22 protein-coding genes are annotated in these 23,850 nt (G+C 71.1%); 15 read left to right on the forward strand and 7 right to left on the reverse strand.

Annotated elements, in window-relative coordinates; all coding sequences use genetic code 11:
* Positions 1-30: 30 nt before the first annotated feature.
* The 4 genes from ACIBQX_RS27325 to ACIBQX_RS27340 are packed head-to-tail and all read right to left on the reverse strand — an operon-like array spanning position 31 to position 3,243.
* Positions 31-921, reverse strand: coding sequence for an amino acid ABC transporter permease (locus tag ACIBQX_RS27325; RefSeq protein WP_397009274.1), 891 nt, complete (start codon positions 919-921; stop codon positions 31-33).
* Positions 918-1,586 carry an amino acid ABC transporter permease gene (locus ACIBQX_RS27330; RefSeq protein ID WP_397009276.1) on the reverse strand — a complete coding sequence of 223 codons (669 nt, stop codon included), beginning with the start codon at positions 1,584-1,586 and terminating at the stop codon, positions 918-920. Before ACIBQX_RS27330 ends, ACIBQX_RS27325 begins: the two co-directional genes overlap by 4 nt.
* Positions 1,587-1,643: 57 nt before the next feature.
* A complete protein-coding gene (locus ACIBQX_RS27335; protein WP_397009278.1) occupies positions 1,644-2,504 on the reverse strand; it encodes a glutamate ABC transporter substrate-binding protein in 861 nt (286 codons plus the stop codon).
* A 19-nt stretch (positions 2,505-2,523) separates the two neighbouring features.
* Positions 2,524-3,243, reverse strand: coding sequence for an amino acid ABC transporter ATP-binding protein (locus ACIBQX_RS27340; RefSeq protein WP_397009802.1), 720 nt, complete (start codon positions 3,241-3,243; stop codon positions 2,524-2,526).
* Between the two features lie 173 nt (positions 3,244-3,416).
* On the opposite strand from ACIBQX_RS27340, the gene miaB reads away from it, so the two are divergent.
* Positions 3,417-4,907 (forward strand): tRNA (N6-isopentenyl adenosine(37)-C2)-methylthiotransferase MiaB, encoded by a 1,491-nt coding sequence (gene miaB / locus ACIBQX_RS27345; protein WP_397009280.1) that lies wholly within the window; start codon positions 3,417-3,419, stop codon positions 4,905-4,907.
* Positions 4,908-4,919: 12 nt separating this feature from the next.
* On the opposite strand, the gene ACIBQX_RS27350 is transcribed toward miaB, so the two are convergent.
* Both ACIBQX_RS27350 and ACIBQX_RS27355 read right to left on the reverse strand, forming a co-directional pair.
* On the reverse strand, positions 4,920-5,375 hold the full coding sequence (locus ACIBQX_RS27350; protein ID WP_397009282.1) for a carboxymuconolactone decarboxylase family protein: 456 nt from the start codon (positions 5,373-5,375) through the stop codon (positions 4,920-4,922).
* A 93-nt stretch (positions 5,376-5,468) separates the two neighbouring features.
* Positions 5,469-5,798, reverse strand: a complete 330-nt coding sequence (locus tag ACIBQX_RS27355; protein ID WP_397009284.1) for a hypothetical protein — start codon at positions 5,796-5,798, stop codon at positions 5,469-5,471.
* A gap of 424 nt (positions 5,799-6,222) precedes the next feature.
* Here ACIBQX_RS27355 and ACIBQX_RS27360 point away from each other — a divergent pair, with 424 nt between their 5' ends.
* The 4 genes from ACIBQX_RS27360 to ACIBQX_RS27375 all read left to right on the forward strand — a co-directional run bounded on the left by ACIBQX_RS27360 (position 6,223) and on the right by ACIBQX_RS27375 (position 9,378).
* The gene (locus tag ACIBQX_RS27360; RefSeq protein WP_397009286.1) at positions 6,223-6,795 is read left to right on the forward strand and encodes a hypothetical protein; all 573 of its coding nucleotides are present in this window, start codon (positions 6,223-6,225) and stop codon (positions 6,793-6,795) included.
* A gap of 374 nt (positions 6,796-7,169) precedes the next feature.
* A complete protein-coding gene (locus tag ACIBQX_RS27365; protein ID WP_397009288.1) occupies positions 7,170-7,937 on the forward strand; it encodes an isocitrate lyase/phosphoenolpyruvate mutase family protein in 768 nt (255 codons plus the stop codon).
* A 133-nt stretch (positions 7,938-8,070) separates the two neighbouring features.
* Positions 8,071-8,790: a hypothetical protein gene (locus ACIBQX_RS27370; RefSeq protein ID WP_397009290.1), complete on the forward strand. Its 720-nt coding sequence runs from the start codon at positions 8,071-8,073 to the stop codon at positions 8,788-8,790.
* 42 nt (positions 8,791-8,832) lie between these two features.
* Positions 8,833-9,378 (forward strand): NUDIX domain-containing protein, encoded by a 546-nt coding sequence (locus tag ACIBQX_RS27375; protein ID WP_397009292.1) that lies wholly within the window; start codon positions 8,833-8,835, stop codon positions 9,376-9,378.
* On the opposite strand, the gene ACIBQX_RS27380 is transcribed toward ACIBQX_RS27375, so the two are convergent.
* Positions 9,344-10,240 carry a ribonuclease Z gene (locus ACIBQX_RS27380; RefSeq protein WP_397009294.1) on the reverse strand — a complete coding sequence of 299 codons (897 nt, stop codon included), beginning with the start codon at positions 10,238-10,240 and terminating at the stop codon, positions 9,344-9,346. The genes ACIBQX_RS27375 and ACIBQX_RS27380 overlap by 35 nt on opposite strands.
* Before the next feature lie 92 nt (positions 10,241-10,332).
* Between ACIBQX_RS27380 and ACIBQX_RS27385 the strand changes: the two genes are divergently transcribed.
* From ACIBQX_RS27385 to ACIBQX_RS27430, 10 genes are all read left to right on the forward strand, one after another.
* Positions 10,333-10,842, forward strand: coding sequence for a methylated-DNA--[protein]-cysteine S-methyltransferase (locus ACIBQX_RS27385; RefSeq protein WP_397009296.1), 510 nt, complete (start codon positions 10,333-10,335; stop codon positions 10,840-10,842).
* Positions 10,843-10,882: 40 nt separating this feature from the next.
* Positions 10,883-11,785 carry a tRNA (adenosine(37)-N6)-dimethylallyltransferase MiaA gene (gene miaA, locus ACIBQX_RS27390; protein ID WP_397009298.1) on the forward strand — a complete coding sequence of 301 codons (903 nt, stop codon included), beginning with the start codon at positions 10,883-10,885 and terminating at the stop codon, positions 11,783-11,785.
* 9 nt (positions 11,786-11,794) lie between these two features.
* Positions 11,795-12,607, forward strand: a complete 813-nt coding sequence (dapF, locus tag ACIBQX_RS27395) for a diaminopimelate epimerase (protein WP_397009300.1) — start codon at positions 11,795-11,797, stop codon at positions 12,605-12,607.
* A 50-nt stretch (positions 12,608-12,657) separates the two neighbouring features.
* A complete protein-coding gene (locus ACIBQX_RS27400) occupies positions 12,658-13,413 on the forward strand; it encodes a hypothetical protein (RefSeq protein WP_397009302.1) in 756 nt (251 codons plus the stop codon).
* Between the two features lie 19 nt (positions 13,414-13,432).
* Positions 13,433-15,709 carry a tetratricopeptide repeat protein gene (locus ACIBQX_RS27405; RefSeq protein WP_397009304.1) on the forward strand — a complete coding sequence of 759 codons (2,277 nt, stop codon included), beginning with the start codon at positions 13,433-13,435 and terminating at the stop codon, positions 15,707-15,709.
* Between the two features lie 107 nt (positions 15,710-15,816).
* Positions 15,817-16,179, forward strand: a complete 363-nt coding sequence (locus ACIBQX_RS27410; protein ID WP_397009306.1) for a phosphomannose isomerase type II C-terminal cupin domain — start codon at positions 15,817-15,819, stop codon at positions 16,177-16,179.
* Positions 16,180-16,545: 366 nt separating this feature from the next.
* A complete protein-coding gene (locus ACIBQX_RS27415; RefSeq protein ID WP_397009308.1) occupies positions 16,546-18,957 on the forward strand; it encodes an FAD-dependent oxidoreductase in 2,412 nt (803 codons plus the stop codon).
* Positions 18,954-20,156 carry a sarcosine oxidase subunit beta family protein gene (locus ACIBQX_RS27420; RefSeq protein WP_397009310.1) on the forward strand — a complete coding sequence of 401 codons (1,203 nt, stop codon included), beginning with the start codon at positions 18,954-18,956 and terminating at the stop codon, positions 20,154-20,156. The genes ACIBQX_RS27415 and ACIBQX_RS27420 overlap by 4 nt, the downstream gene beginning before the upstream one ends.
* Entirely contained in the window at positions 20,156-20,404 is a 249-nt protein-coding gene (locus ACIBQX_RS27425; protein WP_397009312.1) for a sarcosine oxidase subunit delta, read from the forward strand. Before ACIBQX_RS27420 ends, ACIBQX_RS27425 begins: the two co-directional genes overlap by 1 nt.
* 26 nt (positions 20,405-20,430) lie before the next feature.
* A complete protein-coding gene (locus ACIBQX_RS27430; RefSeq protein ID WP_397009314.1) occupies positions 20,431-23,763 on the forward strand; it encodes a 2Fe-2S iron-sulfur cluster-binding protein in 3,333 nt (1,110 codons plus the stop codon).
* The last annotated feature ends 87 nt before the right edge of the window (positions 23,764-23,850 follow it).

Consider the following 23,850-nt stretch of genomic DNA (forward strand, 5'->3'; position numbering starts at 1 on the left):
CCGCTGTGTGCCGGTTGATCCACGCCGTCTCTAGTCGGTGCTGTCCAGCCCGCCGCCGGACCGCAGGCCGATGGCCTCCGCGCCGGGAGGCGCGACCGGCTTGGCCGAGGTCTTGCGGCTGCGCCGGCTACGCCGTTCGAGCAGGTTGGCCAGGTAGCTCAGCGCCATGTTCAGCATCACGTAGATGATGCCGATGACGATCGCCGCCGGGATCAGCGAGCCGAAGTGGACCGCCGGAAGGATCTTGAACCCGACGTTGAGCAGGTCCACGTAGGCGATGATGTAGCCGAGGGCGGTGTCCTTCAGCAGCACCACGAGCTGGCTGACGATCGCCGGCATCATCGCGGTGACCGCCTGCGGCAGCAGCACCATGCGCATCACCTGGTTCTTGCGCATGCCGATGGCGAAGGCCGCTTCGGACTGCCCCTTGGCCACCGAGTGCACGCCCGCCCTGACGACCTCGGCCAGTACTGAGCCGTTGTAGAGGGTCAGGCCGAGCACCACGGCGATGAAGGCGTAGTCGCCGCCGCCGAACATGGTCGGCGCCAGGTAGAAGATGAAGAAGATCAGCAGCAGCAGCGGGATGGCCCTGAAGACCTCGACCACCAGGCCCGCCGGGACGCGGATCCAGGCGTGGTCGGACAGCCGCGCCAGGCCGAAGATCGCGCCGAAGGCCAGCGCGAGCACCGCGGCCGCCCCTGCGGCCTTCAGCGTGCCGACCAGGCCCGGGATGATGTAGTGCTCCCAGGTGTCGGCCAGCAGGAACGGCTCCCAGATCTTGCCTTCCCACTGCCCCTTGGCGTCGAAGCCGCGGTAGACCCAGAACAGGGCGGCCGCCACCGCCACGGCGCTGAGCAGCGTGAGCAGGTGGTTGCGCACCCGCCCGCGCGGTCCGGGGGTGTCGAACAGAACGGAGGTCATCGGGCCACCGCCAGGCGTCGGGCCAACCAGCCGGTGAAGTAGCCGATGGGCATGGTCAGGGCCATGAAGGCCAGGATGAGCCCGATGAAGATCGGGATCGACGCGCCGGTGGTGTCGAAGGTGATCTTCATGACGGCCGCGGCGTCGGCGAGATATCCGCCGGCGGTCGCCACCGTGGTGTTCTTGATCATGGCGATCATCACGCTGCCGAGCGGCGCGATGACGGCGCGGAACGCCTGCGGCAGGATGATCAGCGACAGGGACTGCATGAACGTCAGCCCGATCGCTCTGGCCGCCTCGGCCTGGCCGAGGGGAACGGTGTTGATGCCCGCGCGCAGACCCTCGCACACGAAGGAGGCCGTGTAGAGCGACAGGCCCATCGCGACGATCCAGAAGGAGTTGGTCCTGGGCGTCTCGGAGAAGATCAGGCCGAGCTGGTCGCTGAGGCCGAGCGCGGAGAAGGCCAGCACCAGTGTCAGAGGGGTGTTACGCACCACGTTGACGTAGACGGTGGCCGCCGCGCGCAGCACCGGGGTGGGGGAGACCCTCATCGCCACCAGGATCGTGCCGAGAATGAGGGAGGCGACCGCGGCCACGAGGGAGAGCTTGACGTTCTCCAGAAAGCCTTCCGCGAGGTCGGGCGCGTACTTGATCAGTTCGTCCATCGTGCTCCACCGCATAGGACGGCGGCGGCCGGATCCCGGCCGCCGCCTCTGATGTGACTAGCTGCAGCCCTCGGCGGGCGGCGCTGCCTCGGACAGCTTCAGTCCTTCGATGCCGCCGAACCACTTGTCCAGCAGGGTCTTCATGGTGCCGTTGTCCCACAGCTTCTTCACCGCGGTGTTGACGGCCTCACACGTCTTGGTGTCGCCCTTCTTCAGGCCGATGCCGTACTTCTCGTCCGTGAAGCCCTGGCCCAGCACCTTGAAGTTGCCACCGGCCTGCTTGGCGAAGCCCGCCAGGATCAGGTCGTCGGTGGTGACCGCGTCGAGGTTGCTGCCGCCCAGCTTCTGGATGCACTCGGAGTAGTTGGCGGCGTCGACGGTGGTGGCGTCAAGGTCGAGCTCGCCGTCCGGCGGCGGGTCGGTGATCCGCTTGTAGGAGTTGGAGCCCGCGGCCTTGCAGATCTTCTTGCCCGTGAGGTCCTTCGGGGCGGCGATCGAGGTGTCGTCCTTGCGGACCATCACGTCCTGGTGCGCGAGTACGTAGGGGCCGCCGAAGGTGACCTTCTGCTTGCGCTCCTCGGTGATGGAGTAGGTGGCGAAGATGATGTCCACCGTGCCGTTCTGCAGGAACGGCTCGCGGTTGGACGAGGCAGATTCCTTCCACTCGATCTGCACGTCCTTGCCGCCGTTGACCTCCTTGAGCACGGCCTTGGCGACGTCGACGTCGAAGCCCTCCGGGTTCGCACCCACCTTCAGGCCCAAGCTCGGCTGGTCCCACTTGGTGCCGACGACGACGGTGCCGCCGCCGCTGATCTTGTCGGCCACGGTGGCGTAGGTCTCCCCGCCACCGCCACAGGCGCTCAACCCGGCGGCGAGGGCCGCCATGGAGAACACCGCTCCCACTCGACGCATGTGCATGTGTACCTGCCTCTTCATGTCAGTGCGTGAGGATCTTCGAAAGGAAGTCACGCGCTCGCTCGGTCTGCGCGTTGGTGAAGAACTCGTCAGGTGTGTTCTCTTCGACGATCTGCCCGTCGGCCATGAACACCACCCGATTGGCGGCTCTACGGGCGAAGCCCATCTCATGCGTGACGACCATCATCGTCATTCCGTCACGAGCCAGCCCGATCATGACATCGAGCACCTCCTGCACCATCTCGGGGTCCAGTGCCGAGGTCGGCTCGTCGAACAGGATCATCTTCGGGTCCATGGCCAGCGCTCGGGCGATCGCCACCCGCTGCTGCTGGCCGCCCGAGAGCTGGGCAGGGTATTTGTCCGCCTGTGCCGCGATGCCGACCCGCTCGAGCAGCTCCATCGCCCGGGTGTCCGCCTCGGCCCTGGCCTGGCGGCGCACCTTGGTGGGGCCGAGGGTGACGTTCTCCCGAATCGTCTTGTGCGCGAACAGGTTGAACGACTGGAACACCATGCCGACCTCGGACCGAAGCCTGGCCAGTCCCTTGCCCTCCTCGGGCAGCACCTGGCCGTCGAAGATGATCTTTCCGCCGTCGATCGTCTCCAGCCGGTTGATCGTCCGGCAGAGCGTGGACTTCCCGCCGCCGGAAGGACCGATGACGACCAGCACCTCGCCACGAGAGACGGTCAAGTTGATGTCCTTCAGGACGTGCAATGCCCCGAAGTGCTTGTTGACGTTCTCCATCTGCACGAGTGGAGTTACGTCACCGTTCTCCGTCATGGACCCAAACGGTAGAGGTAGGAAGGACGCTGGTCACTAACTGTGGGGTACCGATCCGATCACATCGTGCCGTCAAGCTGGACTTTTAGCCTCTCACGGCTGTCCCGAGCCGTAAACCGACTACCCTTGAACATGCCATGACTTTGACCCAGGAGAGCGCCCGCACCTACGAAGTGCGCACATACGGGTGCCAGATGAACGTCCACGACTCAGAGCGGCTGTCGGGCCTGCTGGAGGACGCCGGTTACGTGCCCGCGCCCGATGGCGCGGACGCCGACGTGGTCGTGTTCAACACCTGTGCCGTCCGGGAAAATGCCGACAACCGCCTCTACGGCAACCTCGGCCATCTGCGGCCCGCCAAGATGAGCAACCCGCGCATGCAGATCGCTGTGGGCGGCTGCCTGGCCCAGAAGGACCAGGGCGAGATCGTCCGCAAGGCGCCGTGGGTGGACGTGGTCTTCGGCACCCACAACATCGGCTCCCTGCCCGTGCTGCTGGAGCGCGCCCGCATCGAGGGTGAGGCGCAGGTCGAGCTGAAGGAGTCGCTCGAGGTCTTCCCCTCGACGCTGCCCACCAAGCGCGAGTCCGCCTACGCCGCCTGGGTCGCGATCTCCGTCGGCTGCAACAACACCTGCACCTTCTGCATCGTGCCGTCGCTGCGCGGCAAGGAGAAGGACCGGCGCCCCGGTGAGGTGCTGGCCGAGGTCGAGACCCTCGTCGGCCAGGGCGTCCTCGAAGTCACCCTGCTCGGCCAGAACGTCAACACCTACGGCGTCGAGTTCGGCGACCGGCTGGCGTTCGGCAAGCTGCTGCGCGCCTGCGGCGCCGTCGAGGGGCTGGAGCGGGTCCGCTTCACCTCCCCGCACCCGGCCGCCTTCACCGACGACGTCATCGCCGCCATGGCCGAGACGCCCAACGTCATGCACCAGCTGCACATGCCGCTGCAGTCGGGCTCGGACCGGGTGCTCAAGGCGATGCGCCGCTCCTACCGCGCCGAGCGCTACCTCGGCATCATCGAGCGCGTCCGCGCGGCCATGCCCGACGCGGCCATCTCCACCGACATCATCGTCGGCTTCCCCGGTGAGACCGAGGAGGACTTCCAGGAGACCCTGGAGGTCGTACGACGCAGCCGCTTCGCCAACGCCTTCACCTTCCAGTACTCCATCCGTCAGGGCACCCCGGCCGCGACCATGGCGGACCAGGTGCCCAAGAAGGTCGTCCAGGAGCGTTACGAGCGCCTGGTCGCCCTGCAGGAGGAGATCTCCTGGGAGGAGAACAAGAAGCAGGTCGGCCGGACCCTGGAAGTGCTGGTCGCGGAGGGCGAGGGCCGCAAGGACGACGCCACCCGCCGCCTGTCGGGCCGCGCCGCCGACAACCGGCTCGTGCACTTCGCCGTGGGCGACGAGGTCCCGCGGCCCGGCGACATGGTGACGGTCGAGGTGACGTACGCGGCACCGCACCACCTGGTGGCGGACGGGCCGGTGCGCGGTTTGCGCCGCACCCGGGCCGGCGACGCGTGGGAGTCACGGCAGGGCGCGCCCGCCGCGGGGCCCGGCGTCCTGCTGGGGATGCCCGCGATCGGCCGGCCCGCGCCTCTCCCGGCGGCGGACGGCTGCTCCGTACGCTGACCACCAGGCCGCCTACCAGGCTGAGCCCGCCACCTGCCTAGTCGTGGCGTTGAGACGGTTCCAGAGGTTGACCGTGGCGATCGCGGTGATCAGGGCGGCGAGCTCCTGCTCCGAGTAGAGGTCGGCGGCCTCGTCCCACACCTCGTCCGGCACCGGGTCCGACCGGTCGGCGAGCCGGGTGACCGCCTCGGCCAGTGCCAGCGCGGCGCGTTCGGCGTCGTTGAAGTACGGGGTGTCCCGCCAGGCGGCCACCGCGAAGACGCGTTCGTCGCTCTCGCCCGCCTTCCGCAGCTCCTTGGCGTGCATGTCCACGCAGACGCCGCAGCCGTTGATCTGGCTGCTGCGCAGGTGGACCAGGTAGAGGGTGGTCGCCGGCACCCCGGCCTGCTCGGTGGCCTTGGCCAGCGACGTCAGCGCCTGCAGGGCGCCGGGCAGGACCATGGCCGGGTTCTTCATACGCGCGTTCACGATTCGATTCCTTCCGTCGTCAGTGCGGTCTCACTCCTGATGACGGATGCCGGCCGGATGAGGTGACCGGATCTCACCGCGCATTCACGTACGTCAGCGGCGAAGGCCGTCGAGCAGCCGGTTGCAGTAGTCCGACCGGAAGTCCTGGAACGTGGCGCACGGGTTCGGCCCCGCCGGGACGGTGGCGCGAGACTCGGGGACGGTCTGCTCAGGGACGGTCCGCTCAGGGGCGGCGGGTTCGGGTGCGGCGGGTTCCGGGACAGCGGGTTCAGAGGCGGCGGGTTCCGGGACGGCTGGTTCACGGGCCGCTGTGATCAGCGGGGAGGACCGCGCGTCCGGGGTGGCCGCCCGTGCCGGGGGAGGCGTGCCGGTCCGCGGGGCCGGTGCGCCGGCGTCGCGGGTGGGAGCCGGCAGTACGCGCACCCAGCCGGGGGCGGCGGTGGCCGGGGCGGAGGAGCGGGAGGGGCGGTGGGCGGGGACGGAGCTCGCTCGCGCCGTGGGCCTGGAGGATGGGCTCGAAACCGGCGTTGACCAAGGAGAATGCGACGGCGTTCTTGATCCATGGAAAAGCACGCTTTCCTGATCGAATTCGGGAGCGCTTTTCCGTACCGGGTTTCGAGGACCAGTGAACGCCAGGAGAATTCCGAGTCCCGCGATGGCCAGGACCGTGGCGACGCCCGCCGCAGGTGCGAACCGGTTGTAGCTACCTGGGCGAATAGCTCGAAGGGGGGACAAGTCGTGATTCCTTCGTGATTGGTGCGCGAGCATTCCACTGTTGCGGCTAGTGTGGTCCATCGCCCGCGGAAGCCGGAGAGCTTTCCCGATACGACCGCAGGAGCTGTAGGCCATGCAAGATCCGACCGAGCCGGATCGTCAGGACATCCTCGACGGACCGGGCGACCATCGCAGGTCCGGCAGAAACCCCAAAAAGATCGTCGCCATCGCGGCATCCGTCCTCGTGGCCGCACTGGCCGTGGGTGGCGTGAGCTACGTGATGGTCAGCGGCGGCGACACCCCCGTACAGATGAGCCAGCAGGCGCCTCCGGCTGATCAGGCGCCTCCCGCCGAGCAGGAGGCCCCGGACGAGAAGACCTCGAAGGGCGACGACGCTCCTTCCGAGGACACGGCCGAGGACACCGCCGACGACGGAGTCGGCGACACCACCGACGACCTCGGCGACACGGCTGACACCGGTACCGCTGACACACCCGGCACAGGCGACACCGCTGACCGGGCGTCGACCGACACGGGCTCCGCGGGCACAGACGCGCGCGACAGGGACGAGTCGGACACCGGCGACAAGCCGGCGAAGAAGCCCACGACGAGCCCGTCCAAGCCGGCACCGGAGGACGCCGCCGACACCCCGGCGGACGGCCCGGCCGGCGCCGTCACCGGCCAGTGCGCCAAGAGCGGCTGCTGACCCACCCCCAAGGCGGAGCAGCGCGGGACCCGATCCCTGCTGACCCACCCCCACGGTTGTGGCACACGGTCCGTCACCCTCCGGTCCGGGAGCCGCGCCATCCACCTCAGGCCGCGTGACTCACTCCTCAGGCACCCTCAAGCCACGGTGAATCACAGCGGCCGGCACCTCCGAGCCCCTCAGGCACGCGCGATCCACCGGGTCCGTCACCCTCCGGCACCCGTACACCGCGTGATTCACGCGTCCGTCGCTCTCCGGCACCGCGGACCGCGCGATTCACGCATCCGTAGGACCGTGTGGCCTGAAGTGGTCAGCCTTTATTCGCTGTTATTGGACCTGCGTGCCAGGCCACCCTGTCCCTAAGATCAGCGGGTATGACGACTGACACAGCAGCAGTAGCCGTGCTGCGTGCGCTGCATGTGCCCGGCAAGCCCTTGATCCTGCCCAACGCCTGGGACGCCGCCTCCGCGGTGGCCGTACGCGAGGCTGGGTTCGCGGCGGTCGCCACCGGAAGTGCGGCCGTCGCCCGGGTGCTCGGCTACGAGGACCACGAAGCCACCCCGGTGGCCGAGATGCTGGCCGCCGTCGCACGCGTCGTCAGGGTCGTCGACGTGCCGGTGACCGCCGACATGGAGCGCGGCTACGGTCTCGAACCCGCCGAACTGGTCGAGCGGTTGCTCGGCACGGGAGCGGTGGGCTGCAACCTGGAGGACTCCGACCCCCGCTCCGGCGAGTTGATCGAGGCCGAGCGTCAGGCCGCCTTCCTGGCCGAGGTGCGGGCCGCGGCCGGGCAGGCGCTGGTGATCAACGCCAGGATCGACGCCTACATCAGAGGCGAGTCGAACCCCGACCGCGCCCGTGCCGAGGCCGTGCACCGGGCGCGGAGCTACCTGGAGGCCGGAGCCGACTGCGTGTACCCGATCGGGCTCGCGGACGAGGCCGGCATCAAGGCCCTGGTCGGCGAGGTGGGAGGACCGGTCAACATCCTCTTCGCCCCCGGTACGCCGAGCCTGGAACGGCTGGCCGAGCTGGGGGTGGCCCGAGTGAGCTACGGCCACGGCCTGCACGAGGCGGCGCACCGATACGCCACCAGAATGATCCAGGCCGTCAGCGAAGGACGCGACCCCTACCAGCTCCACTAGCCGCGAAGGGCGAAGGGCGAAGGGCGAAGGGCGAAGGGCGAAGGGCGAAGGGCGAAAGGTCAGGCGAAGGGCGAAGGTCAGGTGAAGGGTCTGGGGCGGTGGGGGTGGGAGGGCCGTCGCTACGCTGTCGGCTGTGCTTGTCGCCGCGGCCGTCTGCCCGCACACCCCGCTGCTCGTCCCCGCCCTGGCCGGCGCCGCCCAGGCCGAGTTGGACGAGCTCCGCTCCGCCTGCCACACCGCGGTCGCCGCGCTCCACGACACGAGCCCTGACCTGCTGGTCGTCGTGGGCGGCGCGGGTCTCACCGGACGGTACGGCGCGCAGGCGGCGGGTTCGCTGCACCCGTGGGGCGTGGCCGTCAGGGTCGGCCGGGGCGAGCCGGTGCTGCCCCTGTCGCTGACGGTCGGGCGCTGGCTCCTGGAGAGCGGCGTGGGAGACGGCCCCGGCGCGGTCGCCTTCCAGGCGGTGGCCTCGGCCGCCGAGCCCGAGGACTGCCTGGCGCTCGGCGCGAAGCTGGCGGGCGAGGGCAGGGTGGCGCTGCTGGTGATGGCCGACGGATCGGCCTGCCTGACCCCGAGGGCCCCGGGGCACCACGACCCGGCGGCTCGCCCGTACAACGACCTGCTCGTGCGCGCGGTCGCCGGGGCGGACGGGGAGGCGCTCGCGGCCCTGGACGCGGCCGAGGCCGACCGGCTGTGGGTCGGCGGGCGGGCGGCGCTGCAGGTGCTGGCGGGCGCGGCGAGCGGCGGGGAGTTCGCGGGCCGGGTGCTCGCCGAGGCGGCGCCCTACGGGGTGGGGTATTTCGCCGGGCTCTGGGAGCGGCATCCGCACTCCGCCGAGGCGGCGCGCTTGTAGCGTAGGGCCGAGAGCAAGGCATCCACGCTGGGAGCACGCCGCATGCGCTGGCAGGTCCACTCCGAAGAAGCCCTCTACACCGACCGCTGGCTCGACGTCCGGGTCGCCGACGTGGAGCTGCCCGACGGCACGCGCCTGGACCATCGCCTGATCCGGACCGCGCCGGGAGCGGGCGCGGTGGTCACCGATGACCGGGGCCGGGTGCTGCTGCTCTGGCGGCACCGCTTCATCACCGACTCGTGGGGCTGGGAGATCCCCATCGGTAAGATCGAAGAGGGGGAGGAGCCGGCGGCCGCCGCGGCTCGGGAGACCGAGGAGGAGACCGGCTGGCGGCCGGGCCAGTTGCGGCCGCTGCTGTACACGCAGCCGACCAACGGCCTGTCCGACTCGGCGCACCACATCTTCCGCGCAGACGGCGCCACCCGCGTCGGTCCGCCCACCGACCCCTGGGAGGCCGAACGGGTCGCATGGGTGCCGCTCGCGGACATCCGCGGGCTCATCGACCGGCGCGACCTCGTCTGCGGCACCAGCATGGCCGCCCTGCTCTACGTGGTCAGTGACGGCGGCGGGGCACCGGGATCCGCATGAGGTCCCTGGCCAGGGTGACGTCCCCGTCGTAGGTGCGCCGTACCTCTTCCAGGAAGGCCGGTTCGTGGGCGAAACCGTACCTCTCGGAGAAGTGCGTCAGGACGAGGTGCCGTACGCCCGCGTCGGCGGCGACGAGGCCGGCCTCGAACGCCGTCAGGTGGCCGTACTCCTTGGCCAGCGGCCCCTCGGAGGACAGGAACGTGGCCTCGATGATCAGCAGGTCGACGCCGGAGGCGAGCTCGAAGGCGGTGTCGCACAGGCGGGTGTCCATGATGAAGGCGGCCGACTGGCCGGGCCTCGGGACGCTGCACTGGGCGAGCGTGACGCCGCGCACGGAGCCGGAGCGCTGGAGCTCGCCCACGTCGGGGCCGCGGATGCCGTGCGCCGCCAGCTTCTCGGGGAGCATGCGGGTGCCGGCGGGCTCCTGGACGCGGTAGCCGTACGACTCGACGGGGTGTGACAGGCGGCGCGCGGTGAGCGGGCCGACGGCGGCGAGCGGGCCCGCGACCGGGTGCTCCTCGATGACGTCGGTGTCGGCGAACGGGGCGGCGTGCCGGAGCCTGCGCCAGTAGGCCTCGCCGGAGGCGGGGAACACGGCCCGGACCGGGTGCCGGACACGGTCGCGGGCGATGCGCTGGACCAGGCCGGGGACGCCGAGGCAGTGGTCGCCGTGGAAGTGCGTCACGCAGATCCAGTGCACGTCGTTGGCGCTCACCCCGGCGTGCAGCATCTGCCGCTGCGTCCCTTCGCCGGGGTCGAAGAGGTAGCCCTGACCGTCCCAGCGCAGCAGGTAGCCGTTGTGGTTGCGGTGCCGGGTGGGCACGGCGCTGGAGGTGCCGAGCACGACGAGTTCACGGGCCACGAGCGAGATGCTAGACGTTCAGGACGGATACCGGCGTTTCCCGACCCGCGGCGTACGATATGACTTTCCAGGAGATACCAGGTGAGGATCTGATGACCACGGTCGCGTTCGCCGAGGTGCCGACCCCCGTCGGGCCGTTCGTGCTGGCCGTCACCGAGGACGGCCTGGTCGCCTCCGGCTGGGGCTCCGAGGCGGCGCTGCGCGAACGCCTCCGCCTCCCCGAGGCCGCCGATCCGGGCCGCACCACCTCCGTGGTCGAGCAGCTCGACGCCTATTTCGCCGGCGAGTCCCGGGGTTTCGCGACACCGATCGACTGGCGGCTCACCTCCGGCTCGCGCCGCAAGGTGCTGCAGACGCTGTACGAGATCCCGTACGGCACGGTCGTCACCTACGGGGAGCTGGCGGCCCGCAGCGGCACCGGAGTGCCCGCGCGGGGCATCGGCTCGATCATGGGCGGCAATCCGCTGCCCATCGTGGTGCCCTGCCATCGGGTGGTGGCGGGAAACGGGCTCGGCGGGTTCAGCGGCGGGGTGGGCGTGGAGACCAAGCGCTGGCTGCTGACCCATGAGGGCTACCTGCAGCCGACGCTGCTCGATCTCTGACCGGCTCGGGCACACCCGGAGCGTTGACACACTGGTCGGTGTGCGCAAGTCAGTGATCGCCGTCGTGGGTCCCACCGCGGCCGGGAAGTCGGACCTCGCCGTGGACCTCGCGCTCCGGTTGGGGGGCGAATGCGTCAACGCCGACTCCATGCAGCTCTACCGCGGCATGGACATCGGCACCGCCAAGCTCACGCCCGCCGAGCAGCGAGGAGTCCCGCACCACCTGCTGGACGTCTGGGACGTGACGGTGACGGCCAGCGTGGCGGAGTACCAGCGGCTGGCCAGGTCCGTCATCGACGCCGTCGGCGTGCCCGTGCTGGTCGGCGGCAGCGGGCTGTACGTCCGGGCGGCGATCGACGACCTGGAGTTCCCCGGCACCGACCCGGAGATCAGGGCCAGGCTGGAGGCCGAGCTCGACGAGCGCGGGGCCGCGCCGCTGTACGAGAGGCTGCGCGAGCTGGACCCGCCGGCGGCGGCGGCCATCCTGCCGAGCAACGGGCGCCGCATCGTGCGGGCGCTGGAGGTGATCGAGCACTCCGGCAGGCCGTTCTCGGCGACGATGCCGTCCTACGAGGCGCTCTACCCGAGCGTGCAGATCGGGCTGGAGGTGCCGAGGCCCGAGCTCGACCGGCGGATCGAGGTCAGGGTCGAGCGCATGTGGACGGCCGGGCTGGTGGAGGAGGTGCGCCGCCTGCTCGGGCAGGGCCTGGCGGCGGGCCGCACCGCGAGCCGGGCGCTCGGCTACGCCCAGGTGATCCGCCATCTGACCGGGGAGTGGACCGAGGAGCAGGCCTTCGCCGAGACGGTCAGGCTGACCAGGAGGTTCGCGCGACGCCAGGAGTCGTGGTTCCGGCGCGACCCGCGCGTGTGCTGGCTGCCCTACGACGCCCCGGATCTGCTTGACCGGTCCCTGGCGCGGATAGCGGGCGACGCGTCGGCATAAAATTGTGCCATGCGCTTTCTCAAGGGGCACGGCACCGAGAACGACTTCGTCATCCTTCCCGATCCCGACGGCGAGCTGGACCTGCCGACGTCGCTGATCGCGAAGATCTGCGACAGGAGAGCCGGGATCGGCGCGGACGGCGTGCTCCGCGTGGTGCGCACCAAGCTGGCTCCAGAGGTGGCCGACCAGGCGGGCGACGCCCAGTGGTTCATGGACTACCGCAACTCCGACGGCGGCATGGCCGAGATGTGCGGCAACGGCTCCCGGGTCTTCGCCCGCTATCTGGTCGAGGCGGGCCTGGAGGCCCCCGGCGAGTTCGGCGTGGCCACCCGGGGCGGCACCAGGAAGGTGCGGGTCGAGGCCACCGGTGACGTCACCGTCGACATGGGCCTGCCGGTGGTGCGGGGCGAGAGCGTCACGAGCGTCGCCGGTCAGGAGTATCTCGGCCTGCACATCGACGTCGGCAATCCGCACCTGGCGTGCTCGATCGGCGACCCGGTCGTCCAGCTCGACCTCGGCCACCAGCCGAGCTTCGACCCGGGTGTCTTCCCTACGGGCGTCAACATCGAGCTGTTCAACGCGGTCGGCACCAGCCGGGCGGTGATGCGCGTCTACGAGCGGGGCTCGGGCGAGACCCGCTCCTGCGGCACCGGCGCGGTCGCCACGGCCGTGGCCGCGGCGGCGCTGTCGGGCGACACCACGGGCACCTGGACGGTGGACGTGCCCGGCGGCTCGCTCACCGTGATCCTCGACCACGACACCAGCTATCTGCGCGGCCCCGCGGTCATCGTCGCCTCCGGCGACCTGACGCTTGCAGAATGATGTTCTGATAGGGGATGCTGAGTTCACTTCCTGGACTGAGAGGGGTGGACATGGCTGATCCGCGGACCACGGCCGTCCGAGTCAAGGCGCCGATCGGACAACTCGGCGGCGGTTTCATGATCTCCCGAGAGGCCAAGGCCCTCTGCGAGGAGCACGGCCTCGGCCCGCGCGAGCTCTACTTCCGCGGCCGGTGCGGCGTGCTCGGCGAGTGTGACGCCGACGTCGTCACCTCGGTCGCCGTCTTCTTCCCGTACGGGCACGTCGAGAAGAACTGGAACGGCGGCCGCAAGCTGCCGGTCGAGTGGGCGGTCGAGCTCTACGCCGGGGCCTTGGCGGCATGGGGACGCCGCAGGCTCGGCGACCACGACGGCTGTGCCAGGATCGCCGAGCTGCTCGAACGGGTCGTACGGCAGGCCTCGCCGATCGGCGCCCCGCTGTTCGCCGGATGGCGGGCCGTGCCTCTGCCCGGCGACCCGCCCGCGCGTGCCGCCCAGCTCATGCACGTCGTCCGCGAGCTGCGCGGCGGCCTGCACGCCAACGCGGTGATCGCCGCGGGCCTGCACCCCCTGCAGGCGACCCTCGCGGCCGACCACGACGCGACGCCCTTCGGGCAGGCGTCCGGTGAGATCGCCGCCAGGTTCTTCGAATGGCCGGAGCCCTATGCGAAGCCGGACCCCGACCTGATCGCACGTCGTGCGGCGGTCGAGGATGTCACCGATGATCTGATGGCTTCAGTATTTTCTCCCCTCAACAATGACGAATCGGACGAGCTCATCGAGCTTCTGCGTTTTGGGCACGCTCGTTGACCTGGCAGACTGACGTCTCATGGACGTGGACATCTGGGCCTGGGTCGGCGAAACCCAGCAGCAGCTTTCTGAAGCGGGCAACGTTGGCCTCGCCATGGCGCTGGGAGACCTCCCCGCACAGGCCTACGAAGGGCGCTTCCCGCAGCTCGACGTGATGGCTCCGGCCATCTCGCAGCAGGCGGAGACCCTGGAGCAGCCGTGGCTGGAGTTCTACGCCCGCTACTGGCACCTGCTCGGCCGCATCGGCGACCGCGCCCAGGGCGCGGTCGCCGTCGGGGACGCCGAGCAGCTGCTCGCGTTCGCTCAGCGCGAAGAGGTGCGCTCCTGCCCGGCCGCGCCGGCCGCGGTGGAGGCGCTCGCCCTCGTCTGGGCCAACACCGACGGCCCCGGCTACGCCGCGCAGCGCCTGGAGACCGTCGGCGCCGCCATCGAGCAGCTTGAGCCGACCGACCCCGCCTACACCGGCCTGGTGACGCAGTATGTCGCGGCCCTGGTCGACGCCGGGCGTGCCGGCGAGGCCGTCACCTACGCCGAGTCCGCCGTCGAGCGGTTGCGCGCCGCCGGTCGCGAGGCCAGCTGGGAGCTGGGCGCCGAGAGCGCCCGCGCGCTGCTCGCCGCCGGCCGCGCCGAGGACGCGCTGACCGCGCTGCAGGCCGCGGGCGGCTTCCAGGCCGACGACCCGGTGGCCAAGGAGCACCGCGACGGCGTCCGCCGCGCGCTCATCCTGGCCACCCTCGGCCGCGTCGCCGAGGCCGTCGACGCGCTGCCCGACCTCGACGTGGTCGGCGAGCACCCGAGGGTGTTCGTCGAGTGGGCGCACGCCGTCAACAAGCTGAGCGACTCCTCCCAGATCACCAACACCTGGCAGCTCGGCCGCGTGCTGCGCCAGTGGGTCGACTACTTCGGCATGATGGGCGGCTACCGCTCCCGCGTCGAGCTCTCGCTGATCGCCGGCGAGCTGGCCATCGCCAGGCAGGGCGTGTGGCAGGCCCGGCTGCTGGCCGACCTGGCCGAGTCCGCCGCCGGGGAGCTGCGTGACGCCACCGGCGTCGCGGAGCGGATCGCCGAGCTGCGCGCCGCCGCCGACGCGGCCACCGAGCCCCCGGCCCCCGGCCCCGTCGCGGAGCGCGTCGCCTACTTCGACGCCGCCGACGGCTACAACGCCGACCCCGAGCGCTGGGTCGGCTGGCTGGCCCCGCTGTCCGGCAAGGACATCGAGGCCACCCGCCGCCACACCACCACGATGGGCTTCCTGGGCTACCCGTCGACCGGCGCCGACATCTACTGGAAGATGCTCGTCGACACCGGCGACATCGCCGCCGCCGACGCCGACGACATCGCCTACCTCACCACGCTGCTCATCGAGGCGCGTCAGGACGAGCGGCTGGAGCAGATGGCCGCGACCCTGCCCCACGACGCCAAGCACCTGGCGCTGGCCCGCCTGCACAGCGCCCGCGAGCGCTGGCCGGAGGCGCTCGACGAGGCCCAGCACGCGGTGGCCGCCGGAGCCGGGGTGGAGGCGCGCCGCCTCGTCGCGGGCGCCGCCCAGCAGATCGACGAGAACGCCAGGGGCGCCGCGGCGCTGCTGGAGGTGCTCGACGAGCTCACCGACGAAGACGTCTGGCGCATGATCGTCATGGCCACCGCCGCCGAGGACTGGGTGACCGTCCGCAAGGGCGCCGCCAAGCTCGGCATGCCGATCAAGTCCACCGAGGGGCCGATCGAGGAGGAGATGGGCCTCATCAGGCTCATCCTCCCCGCGCCCGACGGCGGTCAGCGTCAGGTGCTGTCCATCCGCACCGGCCCGGCCACCGCCAGGCTGGCGCTGCCGCAGCCGCGCGGCATGGACTACAACGCGGGCGATCTGGTCGTGTTCGACCCGCAGCTGCTGGAGCCGCTGCCGGAAGACCCCGAAGAGCAGCAGAACTTCGTGCCGCCCTTCGCCGCGGTGAGCATCCTGCGGCCCGGCGGCTACACCAGCTACTTCTTCGACGGTGCCGCGCCGAGCGACGAGGACTGGACCGAGTTCACCGAGGTCATGGCCGAGCGCGGCTGGCCGATGTGGGTCTACAGCGATGACAACTACCAGGTGACCCACCCGACGAGCGGCGAGCAGATCCCCGGTGTGTTCGGCTGGGTCGCGGTGCCGCCCAATGTCACCGCCGTCGAGGTCGACGCGCTGCTCGACGACGCCACCGAGCGTTGGTCCCACCCGCTGGCCTGGCTCGACCTGGCCCGCGAGGTCGACGTTGAGGTCGAGCGGCACGAGCGGATCGTCAAGGAGTACGGGCTCTAGTCTCCCGCCGTGCCCGGCCTCGCCGCCGGGCACGGCACTCCCGGTAGGCGGTGACATCCACCTCGCCTGATAGCTTTTGGCGCGATATTTCGGGACTTGGAGGCACAATGCAGGACATCGATAGGTTGGCCGCCGTGATCCGTGACGAGCGCCCGTGGGGTGCCTTCGAGCGCTACACCCTCAACGAGGTGTCCACGGTCAAGATCATCACCGTGTCGCCGGGGCAGACGCTCAGCCTGCAGCGGCACGAGCACCGTGACGAGCTCTGGGTGGCCCTCGACCCCGGTTGCGTCTTCGAGGTCAACGGCGAGCGCCTGGAGCCGGCCGTCGGTGACCGGGTGCTGATCCGCGCGGGCCAGACCCACCGTCTCAGCTCCTCCGGCCCGGCCACCCGCATCCTCGAGGTCGCCTTCGGCCACTTCGACGAGGACGACATCGAGCGCCTCGAAGACTCCTACGGGCGTTCCTGACAGGGTCCCGTAGATTTCCGCGGGCGTTCCCCTTGGACGGCCGCCCGCGGTAGCTCGCCTACGCCCGCGCCCGCGCCGGGCGGCGATGCCCGATGCTCAACCTTGGCATGGCCGGGTCCGCCGGCGGCGACCGGCCGCTCGGCCGTACGCCGACGGCGACACGGCCGCTCGGCGGCATGGCGTACGACGTCTCCCGTCGTACGTATGTCCGCCTAGGGCCGCCTGGGCCGCCCGGGAGGACGTCAGCCGTGTCATGGCGGCTGTCGGCGGCCGGTGAAAGACAGACCTTGTTCGGAGGTCTCTGGGGCCTTATGTTCGTTGCGTAGTCCGGTGCGTGTTGCGTAATAAGGAACAACCGGAGGGCCCATGACAAGCCGGCCTCGTTTAGTGATCATCGGAGCCGGCATCGTCGGCTGTGCCCTGGCCGACGAGCTCACGGTCCGGGGGTGGACCGACGTCACCGTCGTCGACCAGGGGCCGCTCTTCGCCACCGGCGGTTCGAGCTCGCACGCCCCCGGCCTGGTGTTCCAGACGAACCCGTCCAAGACCATGACCGAGTTCGCCTCCTACACCGTGCGCAAGTACACCGAGCTCGGCTGCTTCGAGCAGGTGGGCGGCCTGGAGGTCGCCACCACCCAGGAGCGGTGGCAGGACCTGCACCGCAAGCACGGCTGGGCCGAGTCCTGGGGCGTCGAGGGCGAGCTGGTGGACGCCGAGCGGTGCGCGGAGCTGTGGCCGCTGCTCGACCGGCGACGGGTGCTCGGCGGGTTCCACGTGCCCACCGACGGGCTCGCGGCGGCCGTGAGCTGCTGCGAGGCGCAGGCCGGGCGGGCCGTCGAGCGGGGCGCCAGGTTCCTGGCCGGGCACACCGTGGTGGACGTCCAGCACAAGGGCGGCAGGGTCACCGGCGTGGCCGTGCGGACCGCCGCCGGCTACCGCGTCATCGAGGCGGACGTGGTCGTGTGCGCCGCCGGATTCTGGGGACCGGCGATCGGCGCGATGGCGGGGCTGACCGTGCCGCTGCAGCCGCTGGCCCATCAGTACGCCAAGTCCGGGCCGCTGGCCGGGCTCAGCAGCGGGCCCATCCTGCGCCACCAGGACGCCGACCTCTACTTCCGCCACCACGGTGACCGCGTCGGCGTCGGCTCCTACGCGCACCGGCCGATGCCGGTCGCCCAGCACGAGATCGGCCCCAAGGGCACCACGATGCCGTCGGTGCAGAAGTTCACCGAGGAGGACTTCGACCCCGCCTGGTGGGACGCCGGCGAGCTGCTGCCCGCCCTCAGGAAGTCCCGGTACGAAGACGGCATCAACGGGATCTTCTCCTTCACCTCCGACGGGTTCCCGCTGATCGGGGAGGCGCCGGAGCTCGACGGGTTCTGGGTGGCCGAGGCGGTCTGGGTCACCCACTCGGCCGGAGTCGCCAAGGCGGTGGCCGAGCTGCTGGTCGACGGGCACAGCGGCGTCGATCTGCACGAGTGCGAGCTCAACCGGTTCGAGCCGGTCCAGCTCGCCCCCGCCTTCGTCGAGGAGCGCGGCAAGCAGAACTTCGTCGAGGTCTACGACGTCATCCATCCGCTGCAGCCGATGGACTCGCCGCGGCCGATGCGTACCAGCCCCTTCTACGCGCGCCAGCTGGAGCTGGGCGGCCACTTCCTGGAGGCGGCCGGGTGGGAGCGGCCGCACTGGTTCGAGGCGAACGCGCCGCTGCTGGAGGATCTCGTACGGGAACGCGGCGGCGAGCCGGAGCCGCTGGTGGGAGCGGCGCGGCGGCAGGAGTGGGCCGCCCGCCACTGGTCGCCGATCGCCGCCGCGGAGTCGTACGCCACCCGGGAGAACGTGGCGCTCTACGACATGACGCCGCTCAAGCGGATCGAGGTCGGCGGGGCGCGGGCGGCGGCGTTCCTGCAGCGCTTGACCACCAACAACGTCGACAAGAAGCCCGGCTCGGTCACGTACACGCTGCTGCTCGACGCCAAGGGCGGCATCCGGTCGGACCTGACGGTGGCGCGGCTGGCGGAGGACCGGTTCCAGATCGGCGCGAACGGCAACCTGGACCTCGACTGGATCACCCGGCACGCGCCCGGCGGCGTGTACGTGCGCGACATCACGCCGGGCACTTGCTGCGTGGGCGTGTGGGGACCACGGGCCAGGGAGCTGGTCCAGCCGCTCACCGACCTGGACCTGTCGCACGAAGGTTTCCCCTATTTCACGTGTAAAAGCGGATATGTCGGCCAGGTGCCCGTGACGGCGATGCGGGTCTCGTACGTCGGCGAGCTGGGCTGGGAGCTCTACACCAGCGCCGACCTGGGTCTGAAGCTGTGGGACACGCTCTGGGGGACCGGACTGCCGATCGCCGGCGGCCGGGCCGCGTTCACCAGTCTCCGGGTGGAGAAGGGCTATCGGCTCTGGGGCGTCGACATGACGCCCGAGCACAACCCGTACGAGGCCGGGCTGGGCTTCGCGGTCAGGAAGGACAAGGACTTCGTCGGCCGCGACGCCCTGTCGGCGGAGGTCACCCGCAAGCTCGCGCCGCTGCTCAGCGCCGAGGTGGTCATGGGCAAGGAGCCGGTACGGCACCAGGGCCGCACGGTCGGTTACGTCACCAGCGCCGCCTACGGGCACACCATCGAGCGCCCGATCGCCTACGCCTGGCTGCCGATCGAGCTGGCCACCCCCGGGACGCAACTGGATATTTCCTATTTCGGGCGGCGGGTTCCCGCCGAGGTCGCCGCCGAGCCGCTGTACGACCCCCAGATGGAGAAGATCCGCCGGTGACCCACCCCGACTTCCTCTGGCGCGACCCCGACCCGAAGCCCGCCTACGACGTGGTCATCGTCGGCGCCGGCGGGCACGGCCTGGCCACCGCCTACTACCTGGCGCGCAACCACGGCATCACCAACGTGGCCGTCCTGGAGAAGGGCTGGCTGGCCGGCGGGAACATGGCCCGCAACACCACGATCATCCGCTCCAACTACCTGTGGGACGAGAGCGCCGCCATCTACGAGCACTCCCTGAAACTGTGGGAAGGGCTCAGCGAGGAGCTCGACTACGACCTCCAGTTCAGCCAGCGCGGCGTGCTCAACCTGGCCCACAGCCTGGGCGACGTGCGCGAGGCCAGGCGGCGGGTCAACGCCAACCGGCTCAACGGCGTCGACGCCGAATGGCTCGACCCCGACGAGGTCAAGAAGTTCTGCCCGATCATCAACGTCTCCGACCGGGCCCGCTACCCGGTCATGGGCGCCACCCTGCAGCGGCGCGGCGGCATCGCCAAGCACGACCACGTGGCCTGGGCGCTGGCTCGCAAGGCCGACGCCTACGGCATCGACCTGATCCAGGGCTGTGAGGTGACCGGCTTCGAGATCAGCGGCGGCAGGGTGACGGCGGTGGAGACCTCGCGCGGCAGGATCGCGGCGGGCAAGGTCGCGCTCGCCTCCGCCGGGCACACCTCCGTGCTGGCCGAGCAGGCCGGGATCCGGCTGCCGCTGCAGTCACACCCGCTGCAGGCGCTGGTGTCGGAGCTGCTGGAGCCGGTGCTCGACTGCGTGGTCATGTCCAACGCCGTGCACGTCTACGTCAGCCAGGCGCACAAGGGGGAGCTGGTGATGGGCGCGGGCATCGACTCCTACAACTCCTACGGCCAGCGTGGCGCCTTCCACGTCATCGAGGCGCAGATGGCGGCGGCGCTGGAGCTGTTCCCGCTGTTCAGCCGGGTACGGGTGCTGCGCACCTGGGCGGGCATCGTCGACGTGTCGCCCGACGCCTCGCCGATCATCGGCACGACCCCGGTGGAGGGTCTGTACGTGAACGCGGGCTGGGGCACCGGCGGCTTCAAGGCCACGCCGGGCGCGGGCTGGGTCTACGCCCACACGATCGCGCACGGCGAGCCGCATCCCCTGGCGGCACCGTTCGCGCTGGACAGGTTCACCACGGGGGCGCTCATCGACGAGCACGGCGCGGCGGCGGTGGCGCACTGATGCTGCTCATCGACTGCCCGCACTGCGGCCCCCGCGACGAGAACGAGTTCCGCTACGGCGCCCAGGCCGGGATCGCCTACCCCGACACGCCCAGCGAGCTGACGGACGCCGAGTGGGCCGCGTACGTGTTCCTGCGCGACAACCCCAAGGGCTGGTTCAGGGAACGCTGGTTCCACACCCACGGCTGCCGCACCTGGTTCGTCGTGGAACGCCACACGGTCACCCACGAGATCCGTAGATCGCCCTGACCTTCGCGCCGTTGTAGGAGTTTGCGATGACCCGTCTGCCTTCGGGTGGTTTGATCGATCGCTCGGTCACGCTCCCGTTCCACTTCGACGGCCGCCCGCTGCACGGGCATCCGGGTGACACGCTCGCCTCGGCCCTGCTGGCCGGCGGTGTGCGGATCGTGGGGCACAGCGTGGACCTGGGCCGCCCGCGCGGGATCTTCTCCGCCGGGCCCGAGGAGCCGAACGCGCTGGTCCGCGTCGACGCCGACCCGATGCTCGCCGCCACCACCGTGGAGCTGCGCGCCGGGCTCCAGGCGTGGAGCCTGCGCGGCAGGGGCCGGGTGGATCCGGACGCCGTGGACGAGCGCCGCGCCGACAAGGGCTACCTGCACTGCGACGTGCTGGTGGTCGGCGGCGGCCCGGCCGGGCTCGCGGCCGCGCTGGCCGCGGGGGAGACCGGTGCGCGGGTGATCCTGCTGGACGACCAGCCGAGGCTCGGCGGCGACCTGCTGAGCAGCCGCGTCCTGCTGGACGGCGCGCCCGCCCTGGACTGGGTCGCCGCCGCGGAGAGCGGGCTGGCCGCGCTCCCGGAGGTTCGCGTCCTGGTCAGGACCACCGCCATCGGCTACTACGACCACAACTACCTGGTCGCCGTCGAACGCCGCCCCTCGGGCGAGCGCCTGTGGCACCTGCGCGCCCGCCGCGTCGTGCTCGCCACCGGCGCGCACGAGCGTTCGCTGCCCTTCCCGGGCAACGACCGGCCCGGCGTCATGCTCGCCTCCGCCGCCCGCGCCTACGCCAACAGGTACGGTGTACGGCCCGGCAACCGCGCGGTCGTCTACGCCTGCGCCGACTCGGGGTACGAGGCCGCCCGCGACCTTGAGGCGGCCGGCGTGGAGATCGCCGCCATCGTCGACCCGCGCCCGCAGGGCCTGGCCGGAGCCCTGGCGGGCCGCACCGTCACCGGGACCACGGCCGACGCCGACGGCCTGCTCACCGGCGTCCGGCTGGGCGACCTGCACGTCGAGGCCGACCTCCTCGCGGTGGCCGGCGGCTGGAACCCCGCCGTCCACCTCTTCAGCCAGTCCCAGGGCAGGGTCACCTTCGACGACGCCCTCCAGGCCTTCGTCCCCGGTCCCTCCGCGCAGGCCGAGCAGTCGGCGGGCGCGTGCAGGGGCCTGTACGGCACCCGCGAGGCGATCGAGGACGGCCACACCGCAGGCGCGGCCGCCGCCCGCGACGCGGCCCGCCCGGCGGGCGACGGGGCGGGTCATGAGAGGGCTCGGCCCCTGGTCCATGGTGGTTTCCGGGCGCCCACCAGCGACGCGCCGGCGCTGCGCCCGCCGGCCGTTCACTGGGGGGAGCTCGCGCCGGACCCCACGGCGTTCGTCGACCTTCAGCGAGACGTCACGGTCGCCGACCTGGCCAGGGCCGTGGGCGCCGGGATGCGCTCGGTCGAGCACGTCAAGCGCTTCACCACCGCCGGCACCGGCGCCGACCAGGGCAAGACCTCGGGCGCGCTGGTGACGGGAGTGATGTCCCAACTGCTCGGCGTCGCGCCGGGGCAGACGGGTACGACCACCTTCCGCCCGCCGTACCTGCCGGTGGTCTTCGGCACGCTGGCGGGCCGCGACCGGGGCGAGCTGTCCGACCCGGTCAGGACGACCGCCCTGCACGGCGCGCACGTCGCCAGGGGAGCGGTGTTCGAGGACGTCGGCCAGTGGAAGCGGCCCTGGTACTTCCCGCTGGGCGGCGAGACGATGGACGAGGCCGTGGCGCGGGAGTGCCGCGCGGCCCGAACGGGGGTGGCCGCGATGGACGCCTCCACCCTCGGCAAGATCGACATCCGGGGCCGTGACGCCGGCGTCTTCCTGGACCGCATCTACACCAACACGTACTCCACGCTCGCCGTCGGCGCCTGCCGCTACGGCCTGATGTGCACGGCCGACGGGATGGTCTTCGACGACGGCACCACCGCCAGGCTCGGCGAGAACCACTACCTCATGACCACTACCACCGGCAACGCGGCGGCGGTGCTCGACTGGCTGGAGGAGTGGCGGCAGACCGAATGGCCGGAGCTCGACGTACGCCTCACCTCCGTCACCGACCACTGGGCCACGGTGGCGATCGTCGGCCCACGGGCCCGCGCCGTACTCGCCGCCGTCGCGCCGGGCGCGCCGGGCCTGGCCTTCATGAGATGCGCGGAGACCGACGTGCTCGGCGTGCCCGGCCGGGTGTTCAGGATCAGCTTCTCCGGTGAGCTGGCCTACGAGGTGAACGTGCCCTGGCAGTACGGCAGGTCGCTCTGGGAGAGCGTGCTGGCCCTGGGCGCGGTGCCGTACGGGACGGAGACCATGCACGTGCTGCGTGCCGAGAAGGGCTTCCCCATCGTCGGTCAGGAAACCGACGGCACCGTCACCCCGCAGGACCTCGGCATGTCGTGGATCGTCTCCCCCCGCAAGCCCGACTACGTCGGCAAGCGCTCGCATGCCCGCCCCGACACCCTCCGCGACGGCCGCAAGACGCTGATCGGCCTCCTCCCCGACGACCCCACGGCCCCCCTCGTGGAGGGCGCCCAGCTCATCCCGTCCGCGCCCCACCCCGAGCCGGCACCGGCGGCCCTGGCTCAGGGGCCCGCACAGGGGGCGGACGCGGTGCGCATGCTCGGCCACGTGACCAGCGGTTACGCCAGCGCGGTGCTCGGCCGTACGTTCGGCCTCGCCCTGGCACGGGACGTGGCTCCGGGCGACCGGCTCACCGCCGTCTCCGGGTCCTCCGCGGTCGCGGTGACGGTCGTCGCGCCGGTCTTCTACGACCCGGAGAACACCCGCCGCGACGGCGACCCCGCTGTTCCCGGCTCCCTGGAAGACGCGCCGGTGCCCGCTGCCGTTCCCGGCTCCCTGGAAGACGCGCCGGTGCCCGCTCCGGGAGCCTGCCGCGCCGAGAGCCCGGCCGCCCACCTCGCCGCTCGCTTCGCGGCGGCGAGTTCCGATGCCGTACGACTCCGCGAGCTGCCCCCGACGCCCATGTGGGAGGTCCGGGGCGACGACCCCGGCCTCGGGCTACGGCTCGGCCCCGACTGGTGGCTGGTGACGGGCCTCGCCGGCCAGACCTTCGGCGGCGTTCCGGCCGGCGCCGGCTGGGTGGACGTGTCGGGGCAGCGGACCGTGCTGGAGCTGGCCGGGCCGGGGGCTCTTGAGGTGCTGATCACCGGGTGCCCCCTCGACCTGCACCCCTCGGTGTTCACCGGTCACGCCCAGACGCTCCTGGCGAAGACGCCGGTGATTGTGGAGCGAGCTGGCGATACATACCGGATTTACGTGCGCTCTTCGTACGCCAACTACCTAGCCGAATGGCTACTTGACGCTCTTGGACGGTAAAAGGCCCGCTGAGCGGAAATTGATATACCTAGACTTTGCAATCACGAGTCTGGGGGCGTAAGTGCGCGTACGTGCGGTTTTGGCCGG

This window comes from Nonomuraea sp. NPDC049714 (genome assembly GCF_044465295.1).
GTDB lineage: Bacteria > Actinomycetota > Actinomycetes > Streptosporangiales > Streptosporangiaceae > Nonomuraea.

What these genes read in the sequence shown, in the direction of transcription:
- ACIBQX_RS27325 (WP_397009274.1), bottom strand. Translation starts at nt 921, where the DNA reads ATGACCTCCGTTCTGTTCGACACCCCCGGACCGCGCGGGCGGGTGCGC.
- ACIBQX_RS27330 (WP_397009276.1), bottom strand. Translation starts at nt 1,586, where the DNA reads ATGGACGAACTGATCAAGTACGCGCCCGACCTCGCGGAAGGCTTTCTG.
- ACIBQX_RS27335 (WP_397009278.1), bottom strand. Translation starts at nt 2,504, where the DNA reads ATGCACATGCGTCGAGTGGGAGCGGTGTTCTCCATGGCGGCCCTCGCC.
- ACIBQX_RS27340 (WP_397009802.1), bottom strand. Translation starts at nt 3,243, where the DNA reads ATGGAGAACGTCAACAAGCACTTCGGGGCATTGCACGTCCTGAAGGAC.
- miaB (WP_397009280.1), top strand. Translation starts at nt 3,417, where the DNA reads ATGACTTTGACCCAGGAGAGCGCCCGCACCTACGAAGTGCGCACATAC.
- ACIBQX_RS27360 (WP_397009286.1), top strand. Translation starts at nt 6,223, where the DNA reads ATGCAAGATCCGACCGAGCCGGATCGTCAGGACATCCTCGACGGACCG.
- ACIBQX_RS27365 (WP_397009288.1), top strand. Translation starts at nt 7,170, where the DNA reads ATGACGACTGACACAGCAGCAGTAGCCGTGCTGCGTGCGCTGCATGTG.
- ACIBQX_RS27375 (WP_397009292.1), top strand. Translation starts at nt 8,833, where the DNA reads ATGCGCTGGCAGGTCCACTCCGAAGAAGCCCTCTACACCGACCGCTGG.
- ACIBQX_RS27385 (WP_397009296.1), top strand. Translation starts at nt 10,333, where the DNA reads ATGACCACGGTCGCGTTCGCCGAGGTGCCGACCCCCGTCGGGCCGTTC.
- dapF (WP_397009300.1), top strand. Translation starts at nt 11,795, where the DNA reads ATGCGCTTTCTCAAGGGGCACGGCACCGAGAACGACTTCGTCATCCTT.
- ACIBQX_RS27400 (WP_397009302.1), top strand. Translation starts at nt 12,658, where the DNA reads ATGGCTGATCCGCGGACCACGGCCGTCCGAGTCAAGGCGCCGATCGGA.
- ACIBQX_RS27405 (WP_397009304.1), top strand. Translation starts at nt 13,433, where the DNA reads ATGGACGTGGACATCTGGGCCTGGGTCGGCGAAACCCAGCAGCAGCTT.
- ACIBQX_RS27410 (WP_397009306.1), top strand. Translation starts at nt 15,817, where the DNA reads ATGCAGGACATCGATAGGTTGGCCGCCGTGATCCGTGACGAGCGCCCG.
- ACIBQX_RS27415 (WP_397009308.1), top strand. Translation starts at nt 16,546, where the DNA reads ATGACAAGCCGGCCTCGTTTAGTGATCATCGGAGCCGGCATCGTCGGC.
- ACIBQX_RS27425 (WP_397009312.1), top strand. Translation starts at nt 20,156, where the DNA reads ATGCTGCTCATCGACTGCCCGCACTGCGGCCCCCGCGACGAGAACGAG.
- ACIBQX_RS27430 (WP_397009314.1), top strand. Translation starts at nt 20,431, where the DNA reads ATGACCCGTCTGCCTTCGGGTGGTTTGATCGATCGCTCGGTCACGCTC.